General features: G+C 44.7%; 21 protein-coding genes. 12 read left to right on the top strand and 9 right to left on the bottom strand.

Annotation, left to right across the window (positions count from 1 at the left end; translation table 11 throughout):
- Nucleotides 1-12 precede the first annotated feature (12 nt).
- A complete protein-coding gene (locus L5M29_RS00815) occupies nt 13-966 on the bottom strand; it encodes a YbgA family protein (protein WP_263165701.1) in 954 nt (317 codons plus the stop codon).
- 273 nt (nt 967-1239) lie between these two features.
- Between L5M29_RS00815 and L5M29_RS00810 the strand changes: the two genes are divergently transcribed.
- Complete coding sequence (locus tag L5M29_RS00810) at nt 1240-1764, top strand: hypothetical protein (protein WP_263165700.1); 525 nt, start codon at nt 1240-1242, stop codon at nt 1762-1764.
- 153 nt (nt 1765-1917) lie between these two features.
- Here the strand turns inward: L5M29_RS00810 and L5M29_RS00805 are convergent, their stop codons facing one another.
- Genes L5M29_RS00805 through L5M29_RS00795 form a run of 3 tightly spaced genes read right to left on the bottom strand, consistent with a single transcriptional unit; the run spans nt 1918 to nt 3675 of the window.
- Nucleotides 1918-2202 (bottom strand): heavy-metal-associated domain-containing protein, encoded by a 285-nt coding sequence (locus L5M29_RS00805; RefSeq protein ID WP_028761311.1) that lies wholly within the window; start codon nt 2200-2202, stop codon nt 1918-1920.
- Nucleotides 2199-2516, bottom strand: coding sequence for a hypothetical protein (locus L5M29_RS00800; RefSeq protein ID WP_317630238.1), 318 nt, complete (start codon nt 2514-2516; stop codon nt 2199-2201). The genes L5M29_RS00805 and L5M29_RS00800 overlap by 4 nt, the downstream gene beginning before the upstream one ends.
- Before the next feature lie 16 nt (nt 2517-2532).
- The gene (locus L5M29_RS00795) at nt 2533-3675 is read right to left on the bottom strand and encodes a transglutaminase-like domain-containing protein (RefSeq protein ID WP_263165697.1); all 1143 of its coding nucleotides are present in this window, start codon (nt 3673-3675) and stop codon (nt 2533-2535) included.
- A 690-nt stretch (nt 3676-4365) separates the two neighbouring features.
- Here L5M29_RS00795 and L5M29_RS00790 point away from each other — a divergent pair.
- The 3 genes from L5M29_RS00790 to L5M29_RS00780 are packed head-to-tail and all read left to right on the top strand — an operon-like array spanning nt 4366 to nt 7526.
- Nucleotides 4366-5442, top strand: coding sequence for a porin (locus tag L5M29_RS00790; RefSeq protein ID WP_263165695.1), 1077 nt, complete (start codon nt 4366-4368; stop codon nt 5440-5442).
- Between the two features lie 9 nt (nt 5443-5451).
- Nucleotides 5452-5862 carry a phosphate ABC transporter substrate-binding protein gene (locus L5M29_RS00785; protein WP_263165694.1) on the top strand — a complete coding sequence of 137 codons (411 nt, stop codon included), beginning with the start codon at nt 5452-5454 and terminating at the stop codon, nt 5860-5862.
- 44 nt (nt 5863-5906) lie between these two features.
- Nucleotides 5907-7526, top strand: a complete 1620-nt coding sequence (locus L5M29_RS00780; protein WP_168823013.1) for a methyl-accepting chemotaxis protein — start codon at nt 5907-5909, stop codon at nt 7524-7526.
- Nucleotides 7527-7639: 113 nt separating this feature from the next.
- Here L5M29_RS00780 and L5M29_RS00775 read toward each other — a convergent pair whose 3' ends face one another.
- A complete protein-coding gene (locus L5M29_RS00775) occupies nt 7640-8911 on the bottom strand; it encodes an amino acid permease (protein WP_028761316.1) in 1272 nt (423 codons plus the stop codon).
- 256 nt (nt 8912-9167) lie between these two features.
- Here L5M29_RS00775 and L5M29_RS00770 point away from each other — a divergent pair, with 256 nt between their 5' ends.
- The 3 genes from L5M29_RS00770 to L5M29_RS00760 are packed head-to-tail and all read left to right on the top strand — an operon-like array spanning nt 9168 to nt 11560.
- Nucleotides 9168-9551: a RidA family protein gene (locus tag L5M29_RS00770; protein ID WP_173243577.1), complete on the top strand. Its 384-nt coding sequence runs from the start codon at nt 9168-9170 to the stop codon at nt 9549-9551.
- A gap of 24 nt (nt 9552-9575) precedes the next feature.
- Nucleotides 9576-10850, top strand: coding sequence for a serine dehydratase subunit alpha family protein (locus tag L5M29_RS00765; RefSeq protein ID WP_263165690.1), 1275 nt, complete (start codon nt 9576-9578; stop codon nt 10848-10850).
- A gap of 50 nt (nt 10851-10900) precedes the next feature.
- Complete coding sequence (locus L5M29_RS00760) at nt 10901-11560, top strand: transcriptional regulator (protein WP_113939392.1); 660 nt, start codon at nt 10901-10903, stop codon at nt 11558-11560.
- Nucleotides 11561-11652: 92 nt separating this feature from the next.
- Here the strand turns inward: L5M29_RS00760 and L5M29_RS00755 are convergent, their stop codons facing one another.
- Together L5M29_RS00755 and L5M29_RS00750 are read right to left on the bottom strand one after the other, a co-directional pair.
- Nucleotides 11653-13227 (bottom strand): hypothetical protein, encoded by a 1575-nt coding sequence (locus tag L5M29_RS00755; protein WP_263165688.1) that lies wholly within the window; start codon nt 13225-13227, stop codon nt 11653-11655.
- A 227-nt stretch (nt 13228-13454) separates the two neighbouring features.
- On the bottom strand, nt 13455-14369 hold the full coding sequence (locus L5M29_RS00750) for a DUF368 domain-containing protein (RefSeq protein ID WP_028761321.1): 915 nt from the start codon (nt 14367-14369) through the stop codon (nt 13455-13457).
- A gap of 224 nt (nt 14370-14593) precedes the next feature.
- On the opposite strand from L5M29_RS00750, the gene L5M29_RS00745 reads away from it, so the two are divergent.
- On the top strand, nt 14594-15094 hold the full coding sequence (locus L5M29_RS00745) for a hotdog fold domain-containing protein (RefSeq protein WP_131523620.1): 501 nt from the start codon (nt 14594-14596) through the stop codon (nt 15092-15094).
- 218 nt (nt 15095-15312) lie between these two features.
- On the opposite strand, the gene xapA is transcribed toward L5M29_RS00745, so the two are convergent.
- A complete protein-coding gene (gene xapA / locus L5M29_RS00740) occupies nt 15313-16140 on the bottom strand; it encodes a xanthosine phosphorylase (protein WP_028761323.1) in 828 nt (275 codons plus the stop codon).
- Nucleotides 16141-16274: 134 nt separating this feature from the next.
- On the opposite strand from xapA, the gene L5M29_RS00735 reads away from it, so the two are divergent.
- The 4 genes from L5M29_RS00735 to L5M29_RS00720 all read left to right on the top strand — a co-directional run bounded on the left by L5M29_RS00735 (nt 16275) and on the right by L5M29_RS00720 (nt 19606).
- Nucleotides 16275-17192 (top strand): LysR family transcriptional regulator, encoded by a 918-nt coding sequence (locus L5M29_RS00735; protein ID WP_263165687.1) that lies wholly within the window; start codon nt 16275-16277, stop codon nt 17190-17192.
- A gap of 65 nt (nt 17193-17257) precedes the next feature.
- Complete coding sequence (locus L5M29_RS00730) at nt 17258-17695, top strand: nucleoside deaminase (protein ID WP_173497562.1); 438 nt, start codon at nt 17258-17260, stop codon at nt 17693-17695.
- Between the two features lie 199 nt (nt 17696-17894).
- Entirely contained in the window at nt 17895-19100 is a 1206-nt protein-coding gene (locus L5M29_RS00725; RefSeq protein ID WP_263166087.1) for a DUF418 domain-containing protein, read from the top strand.
- 29 nt (nt 19101-19129) lie between these two features.
- Entirely contained in the window at nt 19130-19606 is a 477-nt protein-coding gene (locus L5M29_RS00720) for a DUF1294 domain-containing protein (RefSeq protein WP_263165684.1), read from the top strand.
- A 93-nt stretch (nt 19607-19699) separates the two neighbouring features.
- Here L5M29_RS00720 and L5M29_RS00715 read toward each other — a convergent pair whose 3' ends face one another.
- Complete coding sequence (locus L5M29_RS00715) at nt 19700-20314, bottom strand: TetR/AcrR family transcriptional regulator (protein WP_263165682.1); 615 nt, start codon at nt 20312-20314, stop codon at nt 19700-19702.
- Between the last annotated feature and the right edge of the window lie 214 nt (nt 20315-20528).

The raw sequence follows: 20528 nt of genomic DNA, 5'->3' as shown, positions 1-20528 counted from the left end.
ATTAGATAAATGTTAATAGGCATAGCGCAGCTTTAACGCCTCAGGATGAGGGTTTAAGTACACTTGCTCTTCAATATAAGGTGTTGGAAATTCGCGTAGATAATGGTTAATGAGCGTGATAGGTACTAATAACGGCAATAGACCTTGGCGATATTTCATAATCGCTTCAGACAGTTCTGTCTTTTGCTCTTTGCTCAAATGCTTTTTAAAGTAACCCTGAATATGCTGCAGCGTACTGGTATGATTTTTACGGGTCGCATTAATTTTCAGCGCCGTCATAAAACCTTCAAAGTAGCGGGTCGCGCTTTGCTCAAGATTCTCAATATTGGCCACTATCGGACCAAGCTCGCGATACCATGTCGGGCTGTGTGCCATTAATAGGTATTTATAGCGGGAATGAAACTTCACTAACTTATGCTTAGTAAGCCCTTCATGTTTCATCAGGTGCCAATCGTGATAGGCATAAACGCGGGTGAAAAAGTTCTCCCGCAGCACCATGTCATGCAAGCGGCCTTCTTCTTCCACGGGCAATAGTGGATATCGTTCCATCAACTTGCGAGCAAATACACCAATGCCAGACTTAGAACCATTGTTAGTGCCAATTTTATACTCTGTTACCCGCTCCATGCCGCAGGTTGGCGACTTAGCGCAAAATAAGTATCCTCCGAGGAAATCGAGCTCTTCAACCTTGTTTTCGCTGTATTCATTGAGCTTATCGGTCACATCTAAGCTACCGTCACCACTCTGAACTAAGATGGTTTCCCCAGCACGGACTAGTCGGATACTTTTCCGGGGTGCACCTAAGCCAATCGCCATTTCAGGACAGATGGGCACATAATCGAAAAATTGCTTAATCTCTTGATTACAATAGGTCGAATTTTTATGTCCGCCATCAAAACGAACTTTCTCCCCCAATAGACAAGCGCTGATCCCAATCTGAATTCGCTGCGGGTTAAACTTGTACATAAGTCGACTCCTTGTATCACTATGCTTCTAATTACGGACCATAGTTGTACAAGGATCAAGTTTTTGTATAAATATTTTTTAAAAGTATCGTTTAACAGTGACTCCTGATAAGTCAACCACAAATAAACCTAACTTGGCCTATAACTTGCTAATTCAAACTGCAAAGTTGTCATCAGATAATATTGAAACGTCCAGCAACACCCATTAGTTAACCGCTCAACATTTTAAACCGCAGGTGGCCAAGGGACAGATTCATATATAAAGGAGTCGAATATGAGCACAATTAACCCCAATAGTTATACCAATACCTTTGCGAAAAGTTATGCCAATGTGCCACTCAAGCAAGTCGAGCCGAGCACAAATGGCCTAGGAACTCGTGCAAATTCAATGACGGCGGAGAATCTAACTTCATCAATAAGCCAAGATACTGTAACGCTCTCCTCTGCAGCATCGGTAACGACTGCCGATACCTATAGCCATCTGGCCCCTAACGCTAAACAAGGCTACACGGGTAATGTGCAAGCCATTGCAGGCACGCCTGAACCAGACAAAAGCATCAACAGGTTGGACAAAGCCATGCAGGCTATTTTAGATAACCGTACAAGAGTCGATAGGGATAAAATTAATAAGATAGATGAAGAAATGGCGAAGGTTGCAGCCGATGAAAATCTATCTGAAGAACAAAAAGCCAAGCAACTAGAATTACTGCAAGCGCAAAAATTGGATCTGATTAAAGAATCATCGGAGAAAAATGAAGAGCGGCAACGTCGTATCGAGTCCGAGGTGTATTACAGCTAACGAAGAAATGACCCGCAAAGGAAAAAATTGGCAGTGAAGGAAGTAACTGGTGGGATACAGAGTGTATTTTCTCGGTGAAATATCAGTCTAATCATTTGGAGCTAGACTGATATTTTATAATGTCGCTCAATCCGTTACTAAAGACACCGACGCTTAGGATTGTTTTTCTACCTTATTAATACTGCCCTTATACCCAGTTTCGTCGACGGCCTTAAGCAAACTATCTAGATTAAAATCCTCTGGCACTGTCACTAAGGCTTGCTCAGTTTTTAACGAAGCCTTGGCCTTAATCACCCCATCGGTTTTACGCAGCGCTTTATTCACAACAGTGACACACAGCGGACAAGTCATGCCCTTAACATCTAAGGTGACCAGCACGTTTGCCGCCCAGCTCGACGCTGAACACAGACTTAAGGCGAGAAATAACACTAACTTCATTCAAGCACCTCTAATAACCAAGGTAATACAAAAGGATATGACTGAAATGCCAGCACAACAGGTACAGTTAACCAGTACAGCCACAGCATATGAGTACGACTCAACGTCGCTGTACACAGTGGCTTTTTAGCAAAATAGAGCCGCCAAAATCCCATCAGAATCAGCCCAGTCGACAGTATCAACATGGGCACTTGCAGCCAGCTCAGTTGCTCAATCCCCGACAGACTTGCGGCCGACACCCCGAACACCAGATAAATAAGCGGTGCAATACAGCATAGGCTTGAAGCAACCGCAGCAACCACTGCGGCGGCCATAGTCGCTAAGAGGCCCTTAGCGTTGTTCGGTTGACTGGTAGTCATAGGCAAACACTTTAGGCTCATAATAGTTCACGGGATCGCCATCAACTTCGGCATACGGGTAACCAAAGTTATTCAGTGGTGTCTGTTCGGCTGTAGGGAATAAATCAAAGTCGCGGCCATAGTTAAAGCCAACCCAGTTCATTTCCCAATTGCCAAAGAGGTAATCATTCACGGCCTGAACTGCGGGATCGCTGTGTTCTTTTTTCTCCGTCAAACGCATTTTTGTCACATCGGCGGGATCGGCTGGCAACCAACCATAACCCGCTAAATAGAACATAGCGCGACAATGTTGACCACCACTGACATCGGCAACCCCTTTGTCATCGGCACTACCAAAGGCCTTTTTAGAGTATTCGCCCATCTTGATCGCCTGACCTAAGCGAATCCCAAACATCTCACGGGCAGGGATCCCCACTGCGCGCATTAGCGCCACAAATACTGAGTTAATATCAGTACACTTACCGCCTAACTTGCCACTTTCGAGGATACTTGCTACATCACCCGTACCACAGCCAATCACGCTATTATCGCGAAACATATTAGCGCTAACCCAAAGATAAATCAGTCGTGCTTGCTTCAGTGGTTCAGTCTCGCTGCCAACGATCTTATCTGCTGTTTGCTTCACAATACCATTAATCGGCATGTGTTTAGTCGGCAGCAAATAACGTTCAACATCTGCAGGATAATGTATCTGCTCTGGGGTGCGGTAATGGGTTAAGGCGCCGCTTTTAACGGGTTCCCAATCTATCGTTTCAATATCAAGATCAACCGTTATTGTCATGTTCGCTTTGGCATCGGGCCAAGTCGCAAACAGGGTTTTGGCGCCATAACTGTTGTTTGAGCTGATATAGGCGTCTTTAAAACTACCCGTAAAATTCAGCTGACTCACCAATTGGAATTGCGTGTCTTCGGGCAAAGGGATCCACAACTTAACCACACCCTCAGACCCTTCTGGGGCAATAAGATGGTAAGTATTGATTAAGGTAAAACGGCGGCGTCCATCGCTTGAGCTATGTTTAACCACACTCGATTTAGAGGAAGATGCCAGTACTGGCGTGATAAATCCCGCAGTCGACAAAATAGCCGCACTTTTTAAAAAATTGCGTCTTTGCATTATGACATTCCTTTTATTGGATCATGTTTAGAAAGAAGAGAAACTCAACATAAGAGAGCAAGATTATAGGTGCTATAGCACTGTGCAGCAATCAAGCCGCTAACCATACAGTATAAAACCACTACATCGGAGAAAAATACTCAGGAAAATATGCTACAGCGCTGGCATACTCATGAAAATGGAATAAATATCGACGTTGACTTAACAAGCATAATCAATGATAGATTTAGAGCATTTTTATGTAAAAAAAACAATTTAGTTTAATAAAAAAGTATCAATTACGTTATTTTTATAATCTAAAGGCTAAATAACAACTATATTTAGCTTTAGCTAATGTTGTTAATAAAGATAATTATCTCACCACTTTTCACTCAAGCTTTGAGTCTCTCATTTAGCAAAATCAGTAATATTCTTTGGCAAATTTGCGAAACAGTTTTCAGGGAGATCACAGTCTCACCTGAACAGTTTAATGGTATGGCTGAGTAATCATTCCAAATTTAGAATATTGAACTTACAGTTTTGACTTAAGTTAGCTCGAATTACCTAACGCTTTTTACTCATAAAATATCAAACTTATCTTTCAAAATGGGAGCCAGACCACCATGTTACAAAAATGTTTAATAAAAGTTTGCGTATGTTTGTGCCTGTTCTAGGCTTAAAAACGAATATACTCACTTAAAGGGCTTTTTTATGAAACATAAGCTTTCATTAGGTCTTTGCTCACTTTTGCTCAGCTCCACCGCCTATGCAGAAGTCAACATTTCAGGTTTTGCCTCAGTTGTTGCTGGTCAAGTTCTCGAAGGTTCGGGCGTTGCAGAGTTTGATTTAGGCCCCACCTTTCTCGCCGACTATCCACTCGTTGGCGCCTATGATGAAGATATTAGTTTCAAACCCGATACCTTATTTGGTATTCAATTCTCAGCGGATTTGCTCGAAGGTTTATCTGCCACTGCACAGGTTGTTTCCCGGGGGGCTGATGACTTTTCGGCAAGTTTCGAATGGGCTTATCTGTCCTATGAGATCAATGAGCATTGGACAGTACAAGGAGGTAAAAAACGCTTACCGCTCTACTATTACAGTGACTTTTTTGATGTTGGATATGCTTATCCTTGGGTACGTCCACCCGCAGATAATTACACATGGCAAATATTTAACTACACAGGTGTCAGCGCCTTATATAACTATTTAATTGGCGACTGGACTATGTCTGGACAAGTTTATTACGGTAGCGAAGATAGCGAACCTAATAAGCTTTTATCTGATTTTTTCTTCCTCGAAAATACCCGAGAAGTATGGAAGGATATAGGCGGTATTGTTGTTCAATTCAATAAAGATTGGTTAGATATTCGCCTCACGCATATGCAATATACTAACGAACGTTATATTGGTGGTATTCAGCAGGAATGGAATGGTAGCAACCAACGTACGGGTAAGTTTTATGGCCTATCCGTTAATATAGATTATGAGAATTTCCTTTTTTTATCTGAGCTTAACCGCTTAGATCTCGATGGGAGTAATCTAGATACTTATCTTCTCTCGTTCGGCTATCGTATCGATTCAGTGATGCCTTACATTTCCTATTCGGACTTCAATGATGGTGAAGGCGGTGAAGTTCACCATACAAGTTCTGCAGGTATACGTTGGGATTTCCATCCTTCGGCGGCCTTTAAAATTCAGTATGATGACGTTAAAGATAATGGTGGCCCAGGTATGAAAGTCGCAGGGGATTCGAAATCCATCAGTCTTGGCATTGACTTAGTATTTTAGGAGAGAGAAATGAATAAGTTACTTTGCTTAATCCTACTCAGCTTAGTCTCAATGCCACTATTTGCTGGTGTGGTTGTCATCGTTCATCCCAGTAATGCAGACACTGTCGACCAAAAGGTTATTGAAAATATTTTTCTAGGGAAAACAAAGACCTTTCCTGGTGGAGCGCAGGCCGTGCCGGTCAATCTTGACAGTGCTATGCCCTTAAGGGAAACCTTTGATACTAAAGTGCTGGACAAGTCATCCAGCCAACTTAAGTCATATTGGTCACAAAAAGTATTTACAGGCAAAGGAACGCCACCCAAGGAAGTCACTAGTGGGGCGGAGATGATAAAATTAGTTGCATCGAACCCCAATATTATTGGCTATATTGATAGTAGTGAGGCCAATGATTCGGTAAAAGTTATTGCCGAGTTTTAGATTGGAGTGCCGAGCTCAAGCTCGGCACAACTTGGGGGCAAGGGATGAATTTCTTTAATGATATTTCTATTTTTAAAAAAGTTATCGCGATATTTATTTTAGCTGTCATCATTTTCGCTTTAAACTTAAGCATTAGTGTCATCTCCATAAATAAAAATCGCACCACACTTAATTATATGGAGCAGCAAGTTTACCAAAGAGTTGAACTCGCCAATCAAAACGTGTTTTTTATCCAACGACTCGATGAACTTTATACTCAATCGGTTTCTTTTGCCGACGAAGACCTGTTAACTAATGCAGGTACTATGTATGAATCTTTACGTAAAAACCTACAACAATTAGATAGTGTCGATCCCTCACAAGCCAATAAACTCAGTAATCTATCCGCTAAATTAACCCGCTATAACGACATGACGATTAAGCTGGCTAAAGGCATGTTGGCGGGTACGATTGATATGGCAAACATTGGCCAGATCAGCCAAGAAAAATCCCAAGCCTATGAAGCTGTACTTAATGAAATACAAGATTACAAACAAAGCAAAGTACTCGAATTTAAACAATCAATAAAAGAAGCTGGCGACAGATCTGCGCAAAGTTTGTGGCTCACCCTCTCCATCGGCATCGCTTTGCTGATCGTGATGTTGATTGTCACTATTGCCATTGCACGTGCTATCAGCTCATCTGCGCGTAATGTCGCCCAGTCACTGAGTGAGCTGGCCGATGGCAAAGGCGATCTTAGTCATCAGCTCAAAGTGTCTGGTAGCGATGAACTCGGCCAAGTATCAAGTAACTTCAATCGATTTCTTCGCTTGCTCGGAGATTCTATTCGAAGGGTGGTGAATGTTACCGATCCCTTACTTGATAGCTCGCGCTCACTCAAACAGCGCATGGAAGATGCGACGCATGCCACCCAGCGGCAAAGCCATGATGCCAGCGCAGTACAAGTCTCAATGGAAGACATGCGTCACTCTGTCATCGAAATCTCGCAAAATGCCCGCCAAGCCGCCAGTGCAGCACAGGTCGCGGAGAAAGAAGCGATGCAAGGTATGACAGTCGTTCAGCGTACCATCGATATTTCACAGCAATTAAATACAGGAATTCAGGCGGCTTCTAACTCGATCAACGAGCTCGCTAGAGATACTGAAAATGTCACTTCTATCTTAAATGTGATTACCTCTATTGCCGAGCAAACCAACCTGTTGGCACTTAATGCCGCCATCGAAGCCGCCCGCGCGGGTGAGCAAGGACGAGGCTTTGCCGTAGTCGCTGATGAGGTTCGCGCTCTCGCCTCTAAAACAGCCGATGCAACCACTGAAATTCGCCATGTGTTACAAAACCTTAAAACGGCGGCCATTTCCTCGGTCAATACCATGAATGTGGCGATGTCGAAGTCATCGGAAAATGAAACCAATGCTCAAAATACAGGGAGTGCGCTGAAATCAATTCAACAGCAGATTGTCAGTATCAATAGTATGAATACTCACATCGCCTCGGCAACGGAGGAGCAAGCCTCGGTCGCTTCTCAAGTGGTCGATAACGTCGTCAATATGAACGCTTCATTTGAACAGACATTGCAAATTCTGTCGCAGGTTCGCAATGTTTCTGAGGGATTAGTCGATTTTGCCGATGAACTGAAAAACGCCACATCTCAATTCAAACTTTGACCATAGAGCATTATCGAAATGATTGCTCAACATAGAAAACCGGTATTGAGCTTACACTTAATACCGGTTTTTTAATTCCTTAAAGCTTATCTTTTTGTACCACTTTATCCCTGTTAACTAAACGCTAAGAAGGGGGATACACACAGCAATAAGCCTGTGATAATAATGATATACAGCGACACACCCTTGTACTTATGTAATGCAGGTACTTGGTACACTAAATAAGCGGGGATCAAACAACCGACTAAACCAAAAATTGGACTACAAATCGACGTAAAGCTCAGCACTGGCGCATTCAACACAATCGCGCCCCAAGATAATAGAATGGTAAAAATCATGATGCCGTAACCAACAAGCTTTTTGTTGATACGATCTTCAGGCATATAACGGCGCAGCATGTTCATGGTCAATCCTTGGCAAGCTTCCCTAAAACCGAGATATACGCCAAAGTAAGCCGTCATCACCGCAAAAATATTCAAGGTTAAACTCAGCAATTTCAGTGTTTGTCCCTGCATACCTTGGGCAACCATAGCAAGAGCCGAGATATTTTCTTCCGATGCACGCACAGCCTGATCATGTCCCATTGCTAGGGTGAATGACACAGCATAAAAGAACACCACGACAAACAAGACGCCAAAGGCAATATTCATAGCGCGCATCGCTTTAAAGCGCGCTACCGCAAGGGATTTTTCCCGCGAACGGTATGAAATCACCATAGGGCTTAAACTTTGAATAAACAGAATCGATGTTAGCGTAAAGGGCAGCATAACGACCGCATCTTTTAACCAATCTCCCGTTGCTGGGATAGCGCCGATATTATTGATATCCCATTTATCCACCATCAATAACCCTAGCACGGCGACAACGCCCAACTTAGTCAGTACCATAAAAGTAGAGATCTTAAACAAAAGATTCTCACCGCGGGAGGCTAAAGCAACAAGACCGCAGATCAAGGCTAAACCATAGAAAGGATTTTCTGACAATAACGCTTTGGTGACCCCAAAACTCTGCAAAAATGAAGCACTGTCGTTTGTAATGGCCGTTGAATAAACGAACACCCAAATGACCAACATGATGAAATACAAACCACCCAACAACATACCCCAGTTTTTACCTAAGTAACCCGAAATCACACTCGGGTAATCCTTACATTCTGGAGATTCTGCTAAGGTATTGATAAACAACCGTTGGAACATATACATGGCAGGATAGCCAATAATGCCAGACAGTAAGAAAACCCATAACCCCATCAAACCGACCTGCACAGGCAAGAATACGATCCCCGCGCCAATCGCCATTCCGATACTCATGATAATCCAGCCCCAATCCGTACTATCGAAGCGGGTATCTGCTTTCCACTGTGCAGCAGTAATTGTTGCATCCATCATTTCACCTTTACCTAGTTGGTATTATTTTGTGCAAATATATTTGAACAAAACAAACTCAGCAATCAAAATACTCAACTTTTGTTGAACAAAGAGTCAAAGCTCACAACTTGACTGAAAACGAGATAAATAGCGCACAAACCGCAGTGACAAATGAAATTCATTAAAAAATAATTGCAATAAAACATAAAAATACAAATAATGTTGCACATACGCCGACCTAGGCATTCAATTTTATTTGCAAGTTGGAGAGACAATGAAAACCATTATTCACGCAGAACGTGCTCCCGCGGCCATTGGCCCTTATTCCCATGGCACAGCCTATGGCAACCTCATTTTTACCTCTGGCCAACTCCCTGTTTGTAAAAAGAAAGGCAGCGTAGTTGACGGTGGGATTACTGAGCAATCGATTCAATCATTAGAGAATCTCAAATACGTGCTCGAAGCGGGTGGTGGCAGCTTAGAAACGATTCTTAAAACCACTTGTTATCTTGCAGAGATCAGTGACTTTGCCGCCTTTAACGAAGTGTATAAAACCTATTTTAAAACCGACTGCCCAGCTCGTAGCTGTTTTGCAGTGAAGGACCTTCCACTGGGCGTTAAAGTAGAAGTTGAAGCGATAGCACACGTTAAAATCTAAGCATTAACATAAGGTTGTAAGCTCATGAAACCCCAATGGCAGCAGTATATTCAAATCATTAAACAAGTGGTTAAGCCCGCATTAGGCTGCACAGAGCCCATCGCCGCCGCTTACGCCGCCGCCGTCGCCCGCGCCTTGCTGGGTGTTGAACCCGATTCAATTGCAGTACAAGTGTCTGACAATCTTTATAAAAACTCTATGGGCGTGTTTGTGCCTGGCACAGGCAAAATCGGTCTGGCAATTGCCGCTGCAGCAGGCGCCATTGCGGGTAATCCGGATGCGGGCTTAGAAGTATTGGCCGTGATCACGCCAGAACAAGTCGCTAGAGCACAGGCCCTTATCGATGCGGGCAAAGTGACGGTCGAGCGCACCGAAACAGCAGAATTTATCTATTGTTGTGTCATCGCGAAAAAAGGCGACCGCGAAGCCTTAGTGAAAATCTGCGGCGGCCATACACTGATCGCCGAGAAGCGCCTCAACGGCGAATCCGTCTTCAGTGTCGATAGTGCGAAAGCCACCGCAACAGGTTCTATTTGTGAAGGGGTAGATATCACTATCGAGTCCATTTATCGCTTCGCCGAAGACGTCCCCTTTGAAGAAATCAAATTCATTCTCGAAGCCTCTGAGTTAAATGGCAAATTATCCGATGAAGGCATGGCGAATCCCTATGGGCTTGAAGTCGGCCGCACCATGAAAAGCGGCATAGCCGCCGGCATTATCGGTGAAGACTTACTGAACAAAATCGTCATGTTAACTGCTGCAGCATCCGATGCTCGCATGGGCGGGGCAAACTTGCCCGCCATGAGCAATCTTGGTAGTGGTAATCAAGGCATAGCGGCAACTATCCCTGTGGTATTGACGGCACAATGCTATAAGGTTTCAGAAGAAAAACTCGCCCGCGCCTTGATTATGAGCCATCTAGGGGCGATTTATATCAAGTCCCATTATCCACCACTGTCGGCATTTTGTGGCAATACCGTCACCAGCGCAGCCGCTTCTATGGCCATGGTGTATTTAGCCGGTGGCTCGTTCGAACAATCCTGTTTCGCGATTCAAAACGTGATCAGCGACAGCTCTGGCATGGTATGTGACGGCGCTAAAGCGTCCTGCGCCATGAAGGTTAGCACTTCATCCAGTGCGGCCGTGCGCTCATTTTTGATGGCGCTCAGTAGTCACAATGTCTCAGGCCAAGGTATTATTGCTACCGATGTAGAGAAAACCATTAAAAACATTGGCAAAATGATCCTCAATGGCATGTCATCCACAGATGTCACTATTATCGATATTATGTCGGCATGATGATTTTAACCCGCTGAATATTTGCGGGTTAATAACTAAAGGTTGAAATTGTGAAACTGCAAGATTTAACGCAAAGTGATCTGGATATTCTGAAATCCATCGAAAATATCGTCGATGGCATCGCTGCCATGTATGGCCAACACACAGAAGTGGTATTGCACAGCCTAGATGCGAAACATCCGTCTGTGGTCAAAATTGCCAATGGCCATGTCACAGGCCGTGAAGTGGGTGCTCCAATAACCAACCTTGCCTTGCTCAAGCTCAAAACCGGTCAGGATATTTCCAACTCTTACCTGACTAAATGTGCCAATGGTAAGACGCTAAGATCAATTACGACGGTGATCCGTAACAGTAAAAATCAACCCATAGGGTTACTGTGTATTAACAGCGACATGGATGCACCACTGCAATCAGTACTGCGCACTATGATGCCAGAGCAACTCCTTGGCAGCGAACTGACCAGCTCGCCCGAAGTGTTTGCCCGCAATATCGATGAAGCGCTCCATAGCACTATCGACAGTGTGAACCATGAGGTTCGCGCGAATCCCGCGATTTCACCTTCACAAAAGAGTCGCGAAATCGTCAATCAATTGCATGAGTTAGGGATTTTCGAACTCAAGGACAGTGCCCAAGTCGCGGCCACTCGATTGGGGATTTCAGTGCATTCGATTTATCGCTATCTGCGGGAAATCAAAGCCAATCAAGCTTAAAGCGAGAAAAAACTCGCCTAAATAGAAAGGGCTAAGGTGTAAATAACCTTAGCCCTTTCTATTTATTATTTTTGCACTTGTGATTGCGCTTGTTATTGCGCAGCTTGTCCGCTAAAGCCCATCATATTCCATGCCTGCACTGTGCCATCGGCCATTAAGGCAATGACATCGAGCAAATTGCTGCGAATGTCGCGCATTTGGCTCAAATCAACGGCTTGTTTATCTAATGTTAACGCAGCCTCGTCTCCCATCCACACCGCAATCGAACCATCTTGGCGTTTAACCGTAAACCCTAAGCCTGTCGGGAAAATATCCGTTGCTTGGGTGATTTGAGTTTTGGGTCCAGAGTGGCCATCAACCACAGTGCCATCCTGTTTTAAAAAGGCAAACTCCCGCTCATAGGTCACCACTTTGCTCACCTGAGTGACTTCTTGATAACGTGGTTGCTTGTCTACCAAGTCCCAACCTTCCCAAGCAATGGCCGTATTATCCCTGCGTAACGCGACAAAACCCTCCTCAAAGGGATAAACCTTGTGCACTTTTTGCAACTTATCCTGTAGGACTGATGTATCGGCACCATTGAATTTACTTCCCCATACGTGCAGTTGACGACTGATGGTTAGGGCGGCAAATGCGCCACGATTTGCATAAATATCAATCACTTTATTGGCGCGTTTTGTAGTAGATAAACGCGCTGGAAACGCGACGTGATACTCAGTCAATTCGCCCTCACCCCAGGTATATACGCTGCCATCCGCCAGCAGCGCCGCAAACCCATGATCCGTGTTGACAACTTTCACGGCGGGCGCTAATTGGCTGAGTTTTGCAAGTTGTTCACGGCCTTTTTGATCATCGCTGACCCCGCCCCAAGACACTAATTTTCCCGTCGCAGTCCTCGCGGTAAAAGCATTATTGTTGGCATAGAGCAGATCGACATGGTTAAGCTCAGAGGCCACGTGGCGACTATCGCCACCATAAGCGGCATCGCCCCAAGTCACTACTGCTCCCCCCAGCTTTAAGGCAGCAAAAGCACCTTTATTAATCAACACAAAATCAATATTGGTCATCGCAGGCGCAGCATATTGACCCGAGAGCAGTTCGGCTGGTGTTGAATCCAGATTAGACCAACTGACTACACTACCATCTTGTTTGATGGCCGCATAAAGCCCTTCTGCCAACACAAAAGAACGAACGCCTGTCAGCACTTGCTTCATCCCCATCCCCCAAGGGATAAGTTTGTCATCACGGGTTAAGGCCGCAAAACCACAGGTATTCTCCGCCGCGTATAACTCTTTTACATTGACCAGAGGCTCTGCGGCATTATTGATATCGCCACCACATTCAGCATCGCCCCATGCCACCACAGTACCGTCTTGCTTGAGTGCCGCAAATGCATTGAGATTACTGTAGATTTGACTCACTTTGGCTAACTGGGCAGGCATAGGGATTTTGGTAGAATCGTCGGCCACCTCAAGATTGCTCGGGATGGACGTTAATGAATTATTCGCGGCGGATGGTGATCTGTGAGCCAATATCGTGTCAGAAATTTGCTGTTTTAATTCGGGCGATATATCAGAATCCTGTTTATCTATGAGTAAGTTAACCACATGACCCAAAGCAAAAATCGCCAGCGCTACACCGCCCCACGAGACCTGTTTTTTATCCACAAGTATATCCTTATCGTAACTGCAAACTCTCACTGAGTTTAAACTGGAACATAACGTCGACTGAGTACGCTAAATGTGAACTGTGATTGTAACCAAAACAGGGCTAAAATGACATTGCCCTAAAGTCGAAAGCTGACCTGATTCAAGTAAGATGAGCATATGAGCAAAAAAATAAAAGCAGCGTATCTCGCTGCTTTTATTGAATATGATGTTGAGGTAACAAAGGGCTAATCTCTTTTGCCCACTTTCTCTAACCCCCAAACCAGTGCAATCGCCGCTAACATACACACAATGGCTAACATCAGTTGTGAAGGCTGACCCGTTACTTGCTCAAAATTAAGCGGGGAAATATTTTGCTCCAGCAAAGGTACTTGTTCGCCGTGGGAGTTGGTCCGCCAAGTTAAGATTTCTTTCCATGGCCAAATTTTACCTAAGGTACCTAACATTAATCCGGTTAGAAACACGATAGTGGCATCATGGTATTTACGCAGCAGCGCCGACAATAAATGGCTGAACGTCAGTAATCCCATCACGGCACCAGCAGCAAAACAGGCCAAAATATCCAGCTGAATATTTTTAGCGGCAGCGAGGACCACAGGATATAACCCTAACAATAATAAGATGAAACTGCCTGAAATCCCTGGCAATACCATAGCGCAAATCGCAATCGCGCCGCCGAAAAAGATATTCATGTAACTGGCTTCTACCGCGACCGGATTCAGCACAGTAATGGCCCATGCAGCCAGCACACCAAGCGCAAATAACCCTAAACGTGCCACAGTGAAACCACTCACTTGCTTAAGCATATGCACGACAGAGATAAGAATAAGCCCAAAAAAGAACGACCATATCGGGATGGGATGTACCGCCAACAACCAAGAAATCAGCTTCGCAAAGGTAAAAATACTGGTCAGGATCCCCGCCAGCAGACTCACTAAAAAGCCACCATTAATATGGGCAAATGCCCCTTTTATGCCCTGCGACTTGATTACGCCCCAAAGGGAAGGATTAATGCGTTTTACACTATCGAGCAAAGTATCGAGAATACCGGTAATAAACGCTATGGTGCCGCCCGAAACGCCAGGCACAACATCAGCAGCGCCCATGGCCATTCCCTTAAAATACGTCAGCAAATATTTCACTGTGAGTCCTTGTAGTTAAATCAACATGCCATTGCCGCTACACGACAAATTGGCCGCAATTATACGGTGTTACACTTAAAACCGCGAAATGAAGTTTACTTAATTAAGCCGACTGGTATTTGTTGTTATCCTAATGTTACACTCATCCGACCAGAGCAACCCAAGCTCAACTTGGAACAGGCTCAAGATAACAACACCCCTTTGCACCATTATTAAGGATGACCATGAGCCAGACAGACTCTTCTAGCACTGCAGAACAAAAACCTAATAAAGTGCTTGCGCTCTACCACAAAACTCGCCGTTATCCCTTCGGCCAAAAACTGTTTTCAATCATGGTTTCACGCATGGCGCCCTATTTCGGCACCATCAAACCACTGATCACTGAATTACGCCTTAATCATTGCGCCTGTTTAATTAAAAAACGCCATGCCGTTCATAATCATATAAAAACTGTGCATGTGATTGCGATTTGTAATGGTCTAGAAATGGCCATGGGCGTGATGGCCGAAGCCTCTATTCCAAAACATTTACGTTGGATCCCTAAGGGCATGAGTTTGGATTATACGGCTAAAGCAGGCAGCGATATTTTATGTGTCGCCGAAGTGACACCAGAGCAATGGATTCCTGGCGATATGCTGGTCCCCGTTACCGCCTACGACACCCAAGGAGTGGTTGTGGTGAAAGGACATATCAAATTGTGGATTTCAGAAAAACCGCAAAAATAAACGCTTTGAATCAAGACTTACACTTAATGTCAGCATTTAAAAAAGGGAGCTTCGCTCCCTTTACTTTTTAACCTCCCGCCGTATTTCGCAAAAACATTCGGTGAACTGAATTGCGCGGCGCCTTGCTCGCATAAAAGTACAAACTTTTAAATCTGTTCTTTTAAATCCGAAATGCTTAAATACGAGCTATTAAAATAGCAGCCCAGTGATGCAAAATATTAAGCAAAATGGCTTGCAGTAAAACGCTCAATTAAACGGATAAAGTCGGCTTCAGCAAGCTTGGCACACTTTAAGGTTTGTTCATGGGATAACTGCACGTCCCCCAACCCTTCTGCCATATTGGTAATGGCACACACAGCCAACACGGGCAAACCACAATGCGCCGCCGAAATCACCTCTGGCACCACGGACATTCCCACTACATCGCCGCCGATGATTTGCATCATGCGGATTTCGGCCGCGGTTTCAAAACACGGGCCAGAGTAAGACACAAAGACCCCTTGATTCACTTCAATGCCTGCGGCTTTTGCGACACTTAAGGCTTCTGATCTCAGGTCTTTATCATAAGCATTGGCTAGGCTAAAAAAGCGTGGACCGTAGTTATCATCATTTGCGCCCGTCATGGGCGTACCCGGCATAGTATTAATGTGATCGCTAAAAATCACTAATGATCCCACGCCGATCCGCTCTGGCCGTAATGAACCCGCAGCGTTAGTCACGAGTAACAATTCACACCCTAAACGTTTGAAAGTACGCACAGGTGTCGTCATCACCTTCATGCTTTGGTGCTCGTAAAAATGCCCGCGGCCTTTCATGCACACTATATCGATGCCATGTAAGCTGCCGAGCACGAGCTCTCCCGAATGACCGACGACGGTACTCACAGGAAAGCCGTCTAACTCTTCATAGGGGATCACTACTTTGTTATCTAAATTATCGGCAAACGCGCCAAGCCCTGAGCCCAAAATCATAGCAGCACGGGGAGAGAAATTCGGTTTACGGGCTCGAATCGTCGCAAGGGCATTAATAACGGGATCATGGCTCATACAAGGTACCTCATAGCAAAGGAATGAAAGAGTAAACGCCCTCAGTATAAGCGGGCTTAGGGTTGTAAATAATCGCGATTAATCGCACTATTGTGCTGATAAAAATGACAATAACTGAAAATAATGAGCCTAAGATGAGCAAGATAAACGCACCTGAACTCGTCACCTTGAAGATGCTGCGGTATTTCCATCGAGTGGCTGAAGTGAAAAACTTCACCGCTGCCGCCGAGCAACTGCATTTATCGAAATCTCCGCTGAGTGCACAAATCAAAGAGCTAGAATCGCTCCTTGGCGTTGAGCTATTCACCCGCAGCACTCGTCAGGTCAAACTCACGCCCTATGGCCAATTGTTAAGAGAGAAGTGCGAGCAAATATTCGAACTGGTGAATATCTCATTGGAACAAGTGGCTCAGCTTGGGCGACTCGATAGAAACCATATTCGAATTGGCATCATGAGCTCGCTGTTTTGGATGGGATTTGGTGACATACTGAAAAGCTTTCGTAAGCAATGCCCTAATAATGAGCTGATATTTCAAGAGTTATCACCCGAAACTCAAAAAGTCGCCTTAGCACATCAAGAAATCGATTTTGGCCTAGTGCGCTACGCCGATACCTTAAATTTGCCGCACCTTCTCGCCGAAACCATCACCAGCGAACCTATGGTGTTAGCACTGGCAAGTAAGCATCCCTTAGCCAGACGCAAAAGCATCGACTTGAGTGAACTCAAAGATGAGCCTTTTACCTTACTCAGCCGTGCCAATTCCGCCTCTAGCGATTTAATTATCGCCAGCTGTCAGGCCGCAGGATTTATGCCGCAATTAGTACAGGAAATGGTCGAGCCCAATAGCTTGATGGCCATCATCACTGGCGATAACAGGGTATCCATAGTGCCGCAAAGTTATGCTTCACAACCTTGGCCTAGGGTAAAATTTATTAAGTTAAAACAAACCATCCCCGCCGATATCTGCCTGATTTATCGGCCAGAAATAGCTTCGCTGCCGATTATCGATAGCCTGAGGGACTTATTGAAGCAACAAATCAAAACCATTTAGATTGTCTCCCAAACGAGTGCTATGCTGAGTGCAATACTCAGGGTTCATATTTTAAGGATATCAAGATGGATGAATTTTTAGCGGCAGCCATTGAAGAAGCCAAACAAGGACTCGCCGAGGGCGGTATCCCCATTGGTTCGGTATTAGTGATCGATGGCAAAATCGTCGGGCGCGGCCACAATAAACGGGTACAAAAAGGCAGTTCAGTACTGCATGCCGAAATGGATTGTCTCGAAAATGCCGGCCGATTTAGCGCCGCCGAGTACCAAAGGGCTACCTTGTATTCCACCCTATCGCCCTGCGATATGTGCAGCGGCGCAGTATTACTTTATGGCATACCAAAAGTCATCGTCGGTGAAAACGCTACCTTCCAAGGGCCTGAACCCTATGTAAAATCCCGCGGTGTGGATGTCACTGTGGTCGATAATGCCGAGTGCAAACAATTGATGCAGGACTTTATCGCCAGTAATCCCACACTCTGGAACGAAGATATCGGCGAGTAATGATTCGACAGTCTTCTCAATCCGTTTCTGCATTTTTGTATTTCACTTTTTACGTTGGCGCTATTTCACTTTCTACCTTTCCTGTATTTTACTTTTTGTGTTGGCTGTATTTCATTGGGGGCTAGCGCCTGCTAGGCTAGCCCTCCCAAATTCCAGTGAAAAGTGGAACATGTCTACTAGCGAAAGGAACTCAGCTAACGTGCCAGAAAACTTACCTAAAGACCCTTGGTCAAGATCAGACTCCACGCAGCCTGTTGTAATGACGATACCCGCACAGCGTAATGCCAACCTCGATGCTATTCGCGGCTTAGCCGTGTTGGGGATATTTTTTATGAATATCTATTTTATGGGCATTACTTTTTTTGGCTATGCGCCCCATGAAACACAGCCGCTGTCGGATCACATTATCAAAGTGTTCAGTAACTTTTTCATCGAGGCACGCTTTATCAGTCTGTTTTCCATCTTGTTTGGCGTCGGGCTTTTTATTCAATATCAGCGATTTAGCGCCAAAGGCCTAGAAGCTTACCCACTACTGCGATCACGTTTAAAATGGTTAATTGTATTTGGCCTACTCCACGGCATTTTTATTTGGTCAGGTGATATTTTATTCACCTATGGCATCAGCGGATTTTTAGCTTTGTGTTACAAAGATTTAAGTGTTGAAGCCCTTAAGCGCAAAGCGAATATTTTTATTTTAAGCGCCTTAGTTATCATTACGCTGGTTAGCCTTACGGGCAGCGATGAACCTTTCACTCGAGAATCGAGTCTATTTGCAGAGCAATACAGTGCATGGACCTCTGGCTATGCCGACCAACTATTACTGCAATTGATGCAAGTTGGCTATATGGCACTGGTGATCCCTTTTACCATAATGTGGTTTACAGCTGGCTTGATGTTGCTCGGCATGGCCTTGTATCAACAGGGGACTTTTGAGCGGGGTTTTAGCAAATCGGTACTGGTAAAGTTAGTGCTAGCAAGCGTAACGCTATCACTGCTTGATACCATCTTAGGTTTAACGAAAAATACTATTCTTGTTGCGTTTTCAGATGTGTTAATCATGCTAAGTGCTATTCCTATGACGCTGATTTACATCCATATTATAGTTAAAGTTTGCCAGAATAATCCTAATATACTGACTCCGCTGCAAAATGTTGGCAAACTCGCGTTTAGTCTCTATATTCTGCAATCCATCGTTGGCGTGTTAGTGTTTAGACACTTAGCTCCCGAATTGCTATTGAGCTTAGATAGATGGGGATACATGGCCATGGCGCTGGTTTATTCAGTAGTGCAATTACTGTTAGCCAGCCTGTACTTACGCTATTTCAAGCAAGGGCCGCTGGAGAAACTGTGGCGCCACCTCACATTTAAAAAATACACGGCATCACAAGAACACAAGCAAGCTTAAAAACACTGACACGAGATTGATACCAGATAATGACGAACAAAAAACCTGCCAAAACGGGCAACAGCGTTTCACCTCAAACCAATCGTTCTCAAAAGAGTCGAGCACAAAGCGGTCGCGCTCAAAAATCCAATACAGCCGCTTCAGGCTCAAGCCTTATGCCGCTGTTATTGGTGGTGATTTTTCTTGCTGGCTTAATCGGCGCGGCGCAGCAACATATGCTGCCAGTCGGGATTGCGGGCATGTACCTCACGCTGAGCCTGCTGACCTTTATCGCCTATGCCATCGATAAATCCGCCGCTAAACGTAACAAATGGCGAACTAAAGAAAGCACATTACATCTGCTCGCCCTCATGGGCGGTTGGCCCGGCGCTCTATTTGCCCAAAACCTGTTAAGACACAAGTCCGTTAAAGCCTCATTTAGAAACGTCTTTTGGCTCACCGTTGTCGCCAACTTAGCCGTACTGGGTTATGGCATAAAAACCGGCGCCGTAGATATGTTTATCTAATGCTCTTATTTAAGGGCTTTTATGTAAGAGCTTTTATACAAAGGCTTTTATATAAGGCGCCTTATCTAAGAATCGCCATCTGAGAGTGGCAGTCTAAGCAGCATGAGTCGCGGCATCGATCAACTGCTCAACCACAGACAACGCCAAGAGTGCTGACTGAGTGTCACCTTTTAATTGTGCCGACACTATCGCCCCCTCTTTGAGTAAACCTATTGCCGCAACGAGAAATTGGGTCTTGGCTTCTGGCAAACCCAATGCCGATACTTGCTGTTCAATTAAACTCGCCACTCGCTGTTTATGCAGGGCGCAGAGTTGGTGCACAGGATGACTCGGCTCAGTAAATTCGGCGCTGACATTGATAAAAAAACAGCCGCGAAACTCACACAGTTGCGGCACTCTTTGATTAAACCAATCATCGAGCGCGATAAATAACCCACCAATGCCCTCTCGTCCCGCTGGCGATGCGTTCACTCGCTCGCTAAGCCATTGATAAAATACCTCATCACGATAGCAAACCACGGCTTCAACTAACTCATCTTTACTGGCAAAGTGGTGGTACAGGGTTTTTTTGGCGATCGCCGATTCCTGCAAAATCTGGTTAATCCCAACCCCATGCACACTTTGAAAATAAAACAGTTTAAATGCGGTAGTGACCAATTGCTGCCGTTTATCCGATGGCGTACCTGTCTGAATCTCAATGCCCTGCATCAACTCATTCCTCTTTTTTGGTAAACATTCGTTAGCAAATCTTAGCTAACAAATATGAGTCCTATGTTTATGAGTCCTATGTTCTCATGAGTAGATAAGTCAGTCTACTCGTGAGAATATTCATAGAGGCAGACAAATCTGTCTACTTTGATAACTAAATTAAGTTAATAGTGAAATCAAGAGTGAACACGGAACACCACAGCATGTTAACGGC

Source organism: Shewanella sp. SM95 (assembly GCF_025653595.1).
In the GTDB taxonomy this organism is placed as follows: domain Bacteria; phylum Pseudomonadota; class Gammaproteobacteria; order Enterobacterales; family Shewanellaceae; genus Shewanella; species Shewanella oncorhynchi.
The sequence above is the reverse complement of the archived record's forward strand: the minus strand, read 5'-3'. Positions and strand labels throughout refer to the sequence as shown.

What these genes read in the sequence shown, in the direction of transcription:
- L5M29_RS00770 (WP_173243577.1), top strand. Translation starts at nt 9,168, where the DNA reads ATGAAAACCATTATTCACGCAGAACGTGCTCCCGCGGCCATTGGCCCT.
- L5M29_RS00735 (WP_263165687.1), top strand. Translation starts at nt 16,275, where the DNA reads ATGAGCAAGATAAACGCACCTGAACTCGTCACCTTGAAGATGCTGCGG.
- L5M29_RS00815 (WP_263165701.1), bottom strand. Translation starts at nt 966, where the DNA reads ATGTACAAGTTTAACCCGCAGCGAATTCAGATTGGGATCAGCGCTTGT.
- L5M29_RS00730 (WP_173497562.1), top strand. Translation starts at nt 17,258, where the DNA reads ATGGATGAATTTTTAGCGGCAGCCATTGAAGAAGCCAAACAAGGACTC.
- L5M29_RS00720 (WP_263165684.1), top strand. Translation starts at nt 19,130, where the DNA reads ATGACGAACAAAAAACCTGCCAAAACGGGCAACAGCGTTTCACCTCAA.
- L5M29_RS00810 (WP_263165700.1), top strand. Translation starts at nt 1,240, where the DNA reads ATGAGCACAATTAACCCCAATAGTTATACCAATACCTTTGCGAAAAGT.
- L5M29_RS00715 (WP_263165682.1), bottom strand. Translation starts at nt 20,314, where the DNA reads ATGCAGGGCATTGAGATTCAGACAGGTACGCCATCGGATAAACGGCAG.
- L5M29_RS00785 (WP_263165694.1), top strand. Translation starts at nt 5,452, where the DNA reads ATGAATAAGTTACTTTGCTTAATCCTACTCAGCTTAGTCTCAATGCCA.
- L5M29_RS00790 (WP_263165695.1), top strand. Translation starts at nt 4,366, where the DNA reads ATGAAACATAAGCTTTCATTAGGTCTTTGCTCACTTTTGCTCAGCTCC.
- L5M29_RS00800 (WP_317630238.1), bottom strand. Translation starts at nt 2,516, where the DNA reads ATGGCCGCCGCAGTGGTTGCTGCGGTTGCTTCAAGCCTATGCTGTATT.
- L5M29_RS00780 (WP_168823013.1), top strand. Translation starts at nt 5,907, where the DNA reads ATGAATTTCTTTAATGATATTTCTATTTTTAAAAAAGTTATCGCGATA.
- L5M29_RS00765 (WP_263165690.1), top strand. Translation starts at nt 9,576, where the DNA reads ATGAAACCCCAATGGCAGCAGTATATTCAAATCATTAAACAAGTGGTT.
- L5M29_RS00805 (WP_028761311.1), bottom strand. Translation starts at nt 2,202, where the DNA reads ATGAAGTTAGTGTTATTTCTCGCCTTAAGTCTGTGTTCAGCGTCGAGC.
- L5M29_RS00775 (WP_028761316.1), bottom strand. Translation starts at nt 8,911, where the DNA reads ATGGATGCAACAATTACTGCTGCACAGTGGAAAGCAGATACCCGCTTC.
- L5M29_RS00795 (WP_263165697.1), bottom strand. Translation starts at nt 3,675, where the DNA reads ATGCAAAGACGCAATTTTTTAAAAAGTGCGGCTATTTTGTCGACTGCG.
- L5M29_RS00745 (WP_131523620.1), top strand. Translation starts at nt 14,594, where the DNA reads ATGAGCCAGACAGACTCTTCTAGCACTGCAGAACAAAAACCTAATAAA.
- xapA (WP_028761323.1), bottom strand. Translation starts at nt 16,140, where the DNA reads ATGAGCCATGATCCCGTTATTAATGCCCTTGCGACGATTCGAGCCCGT.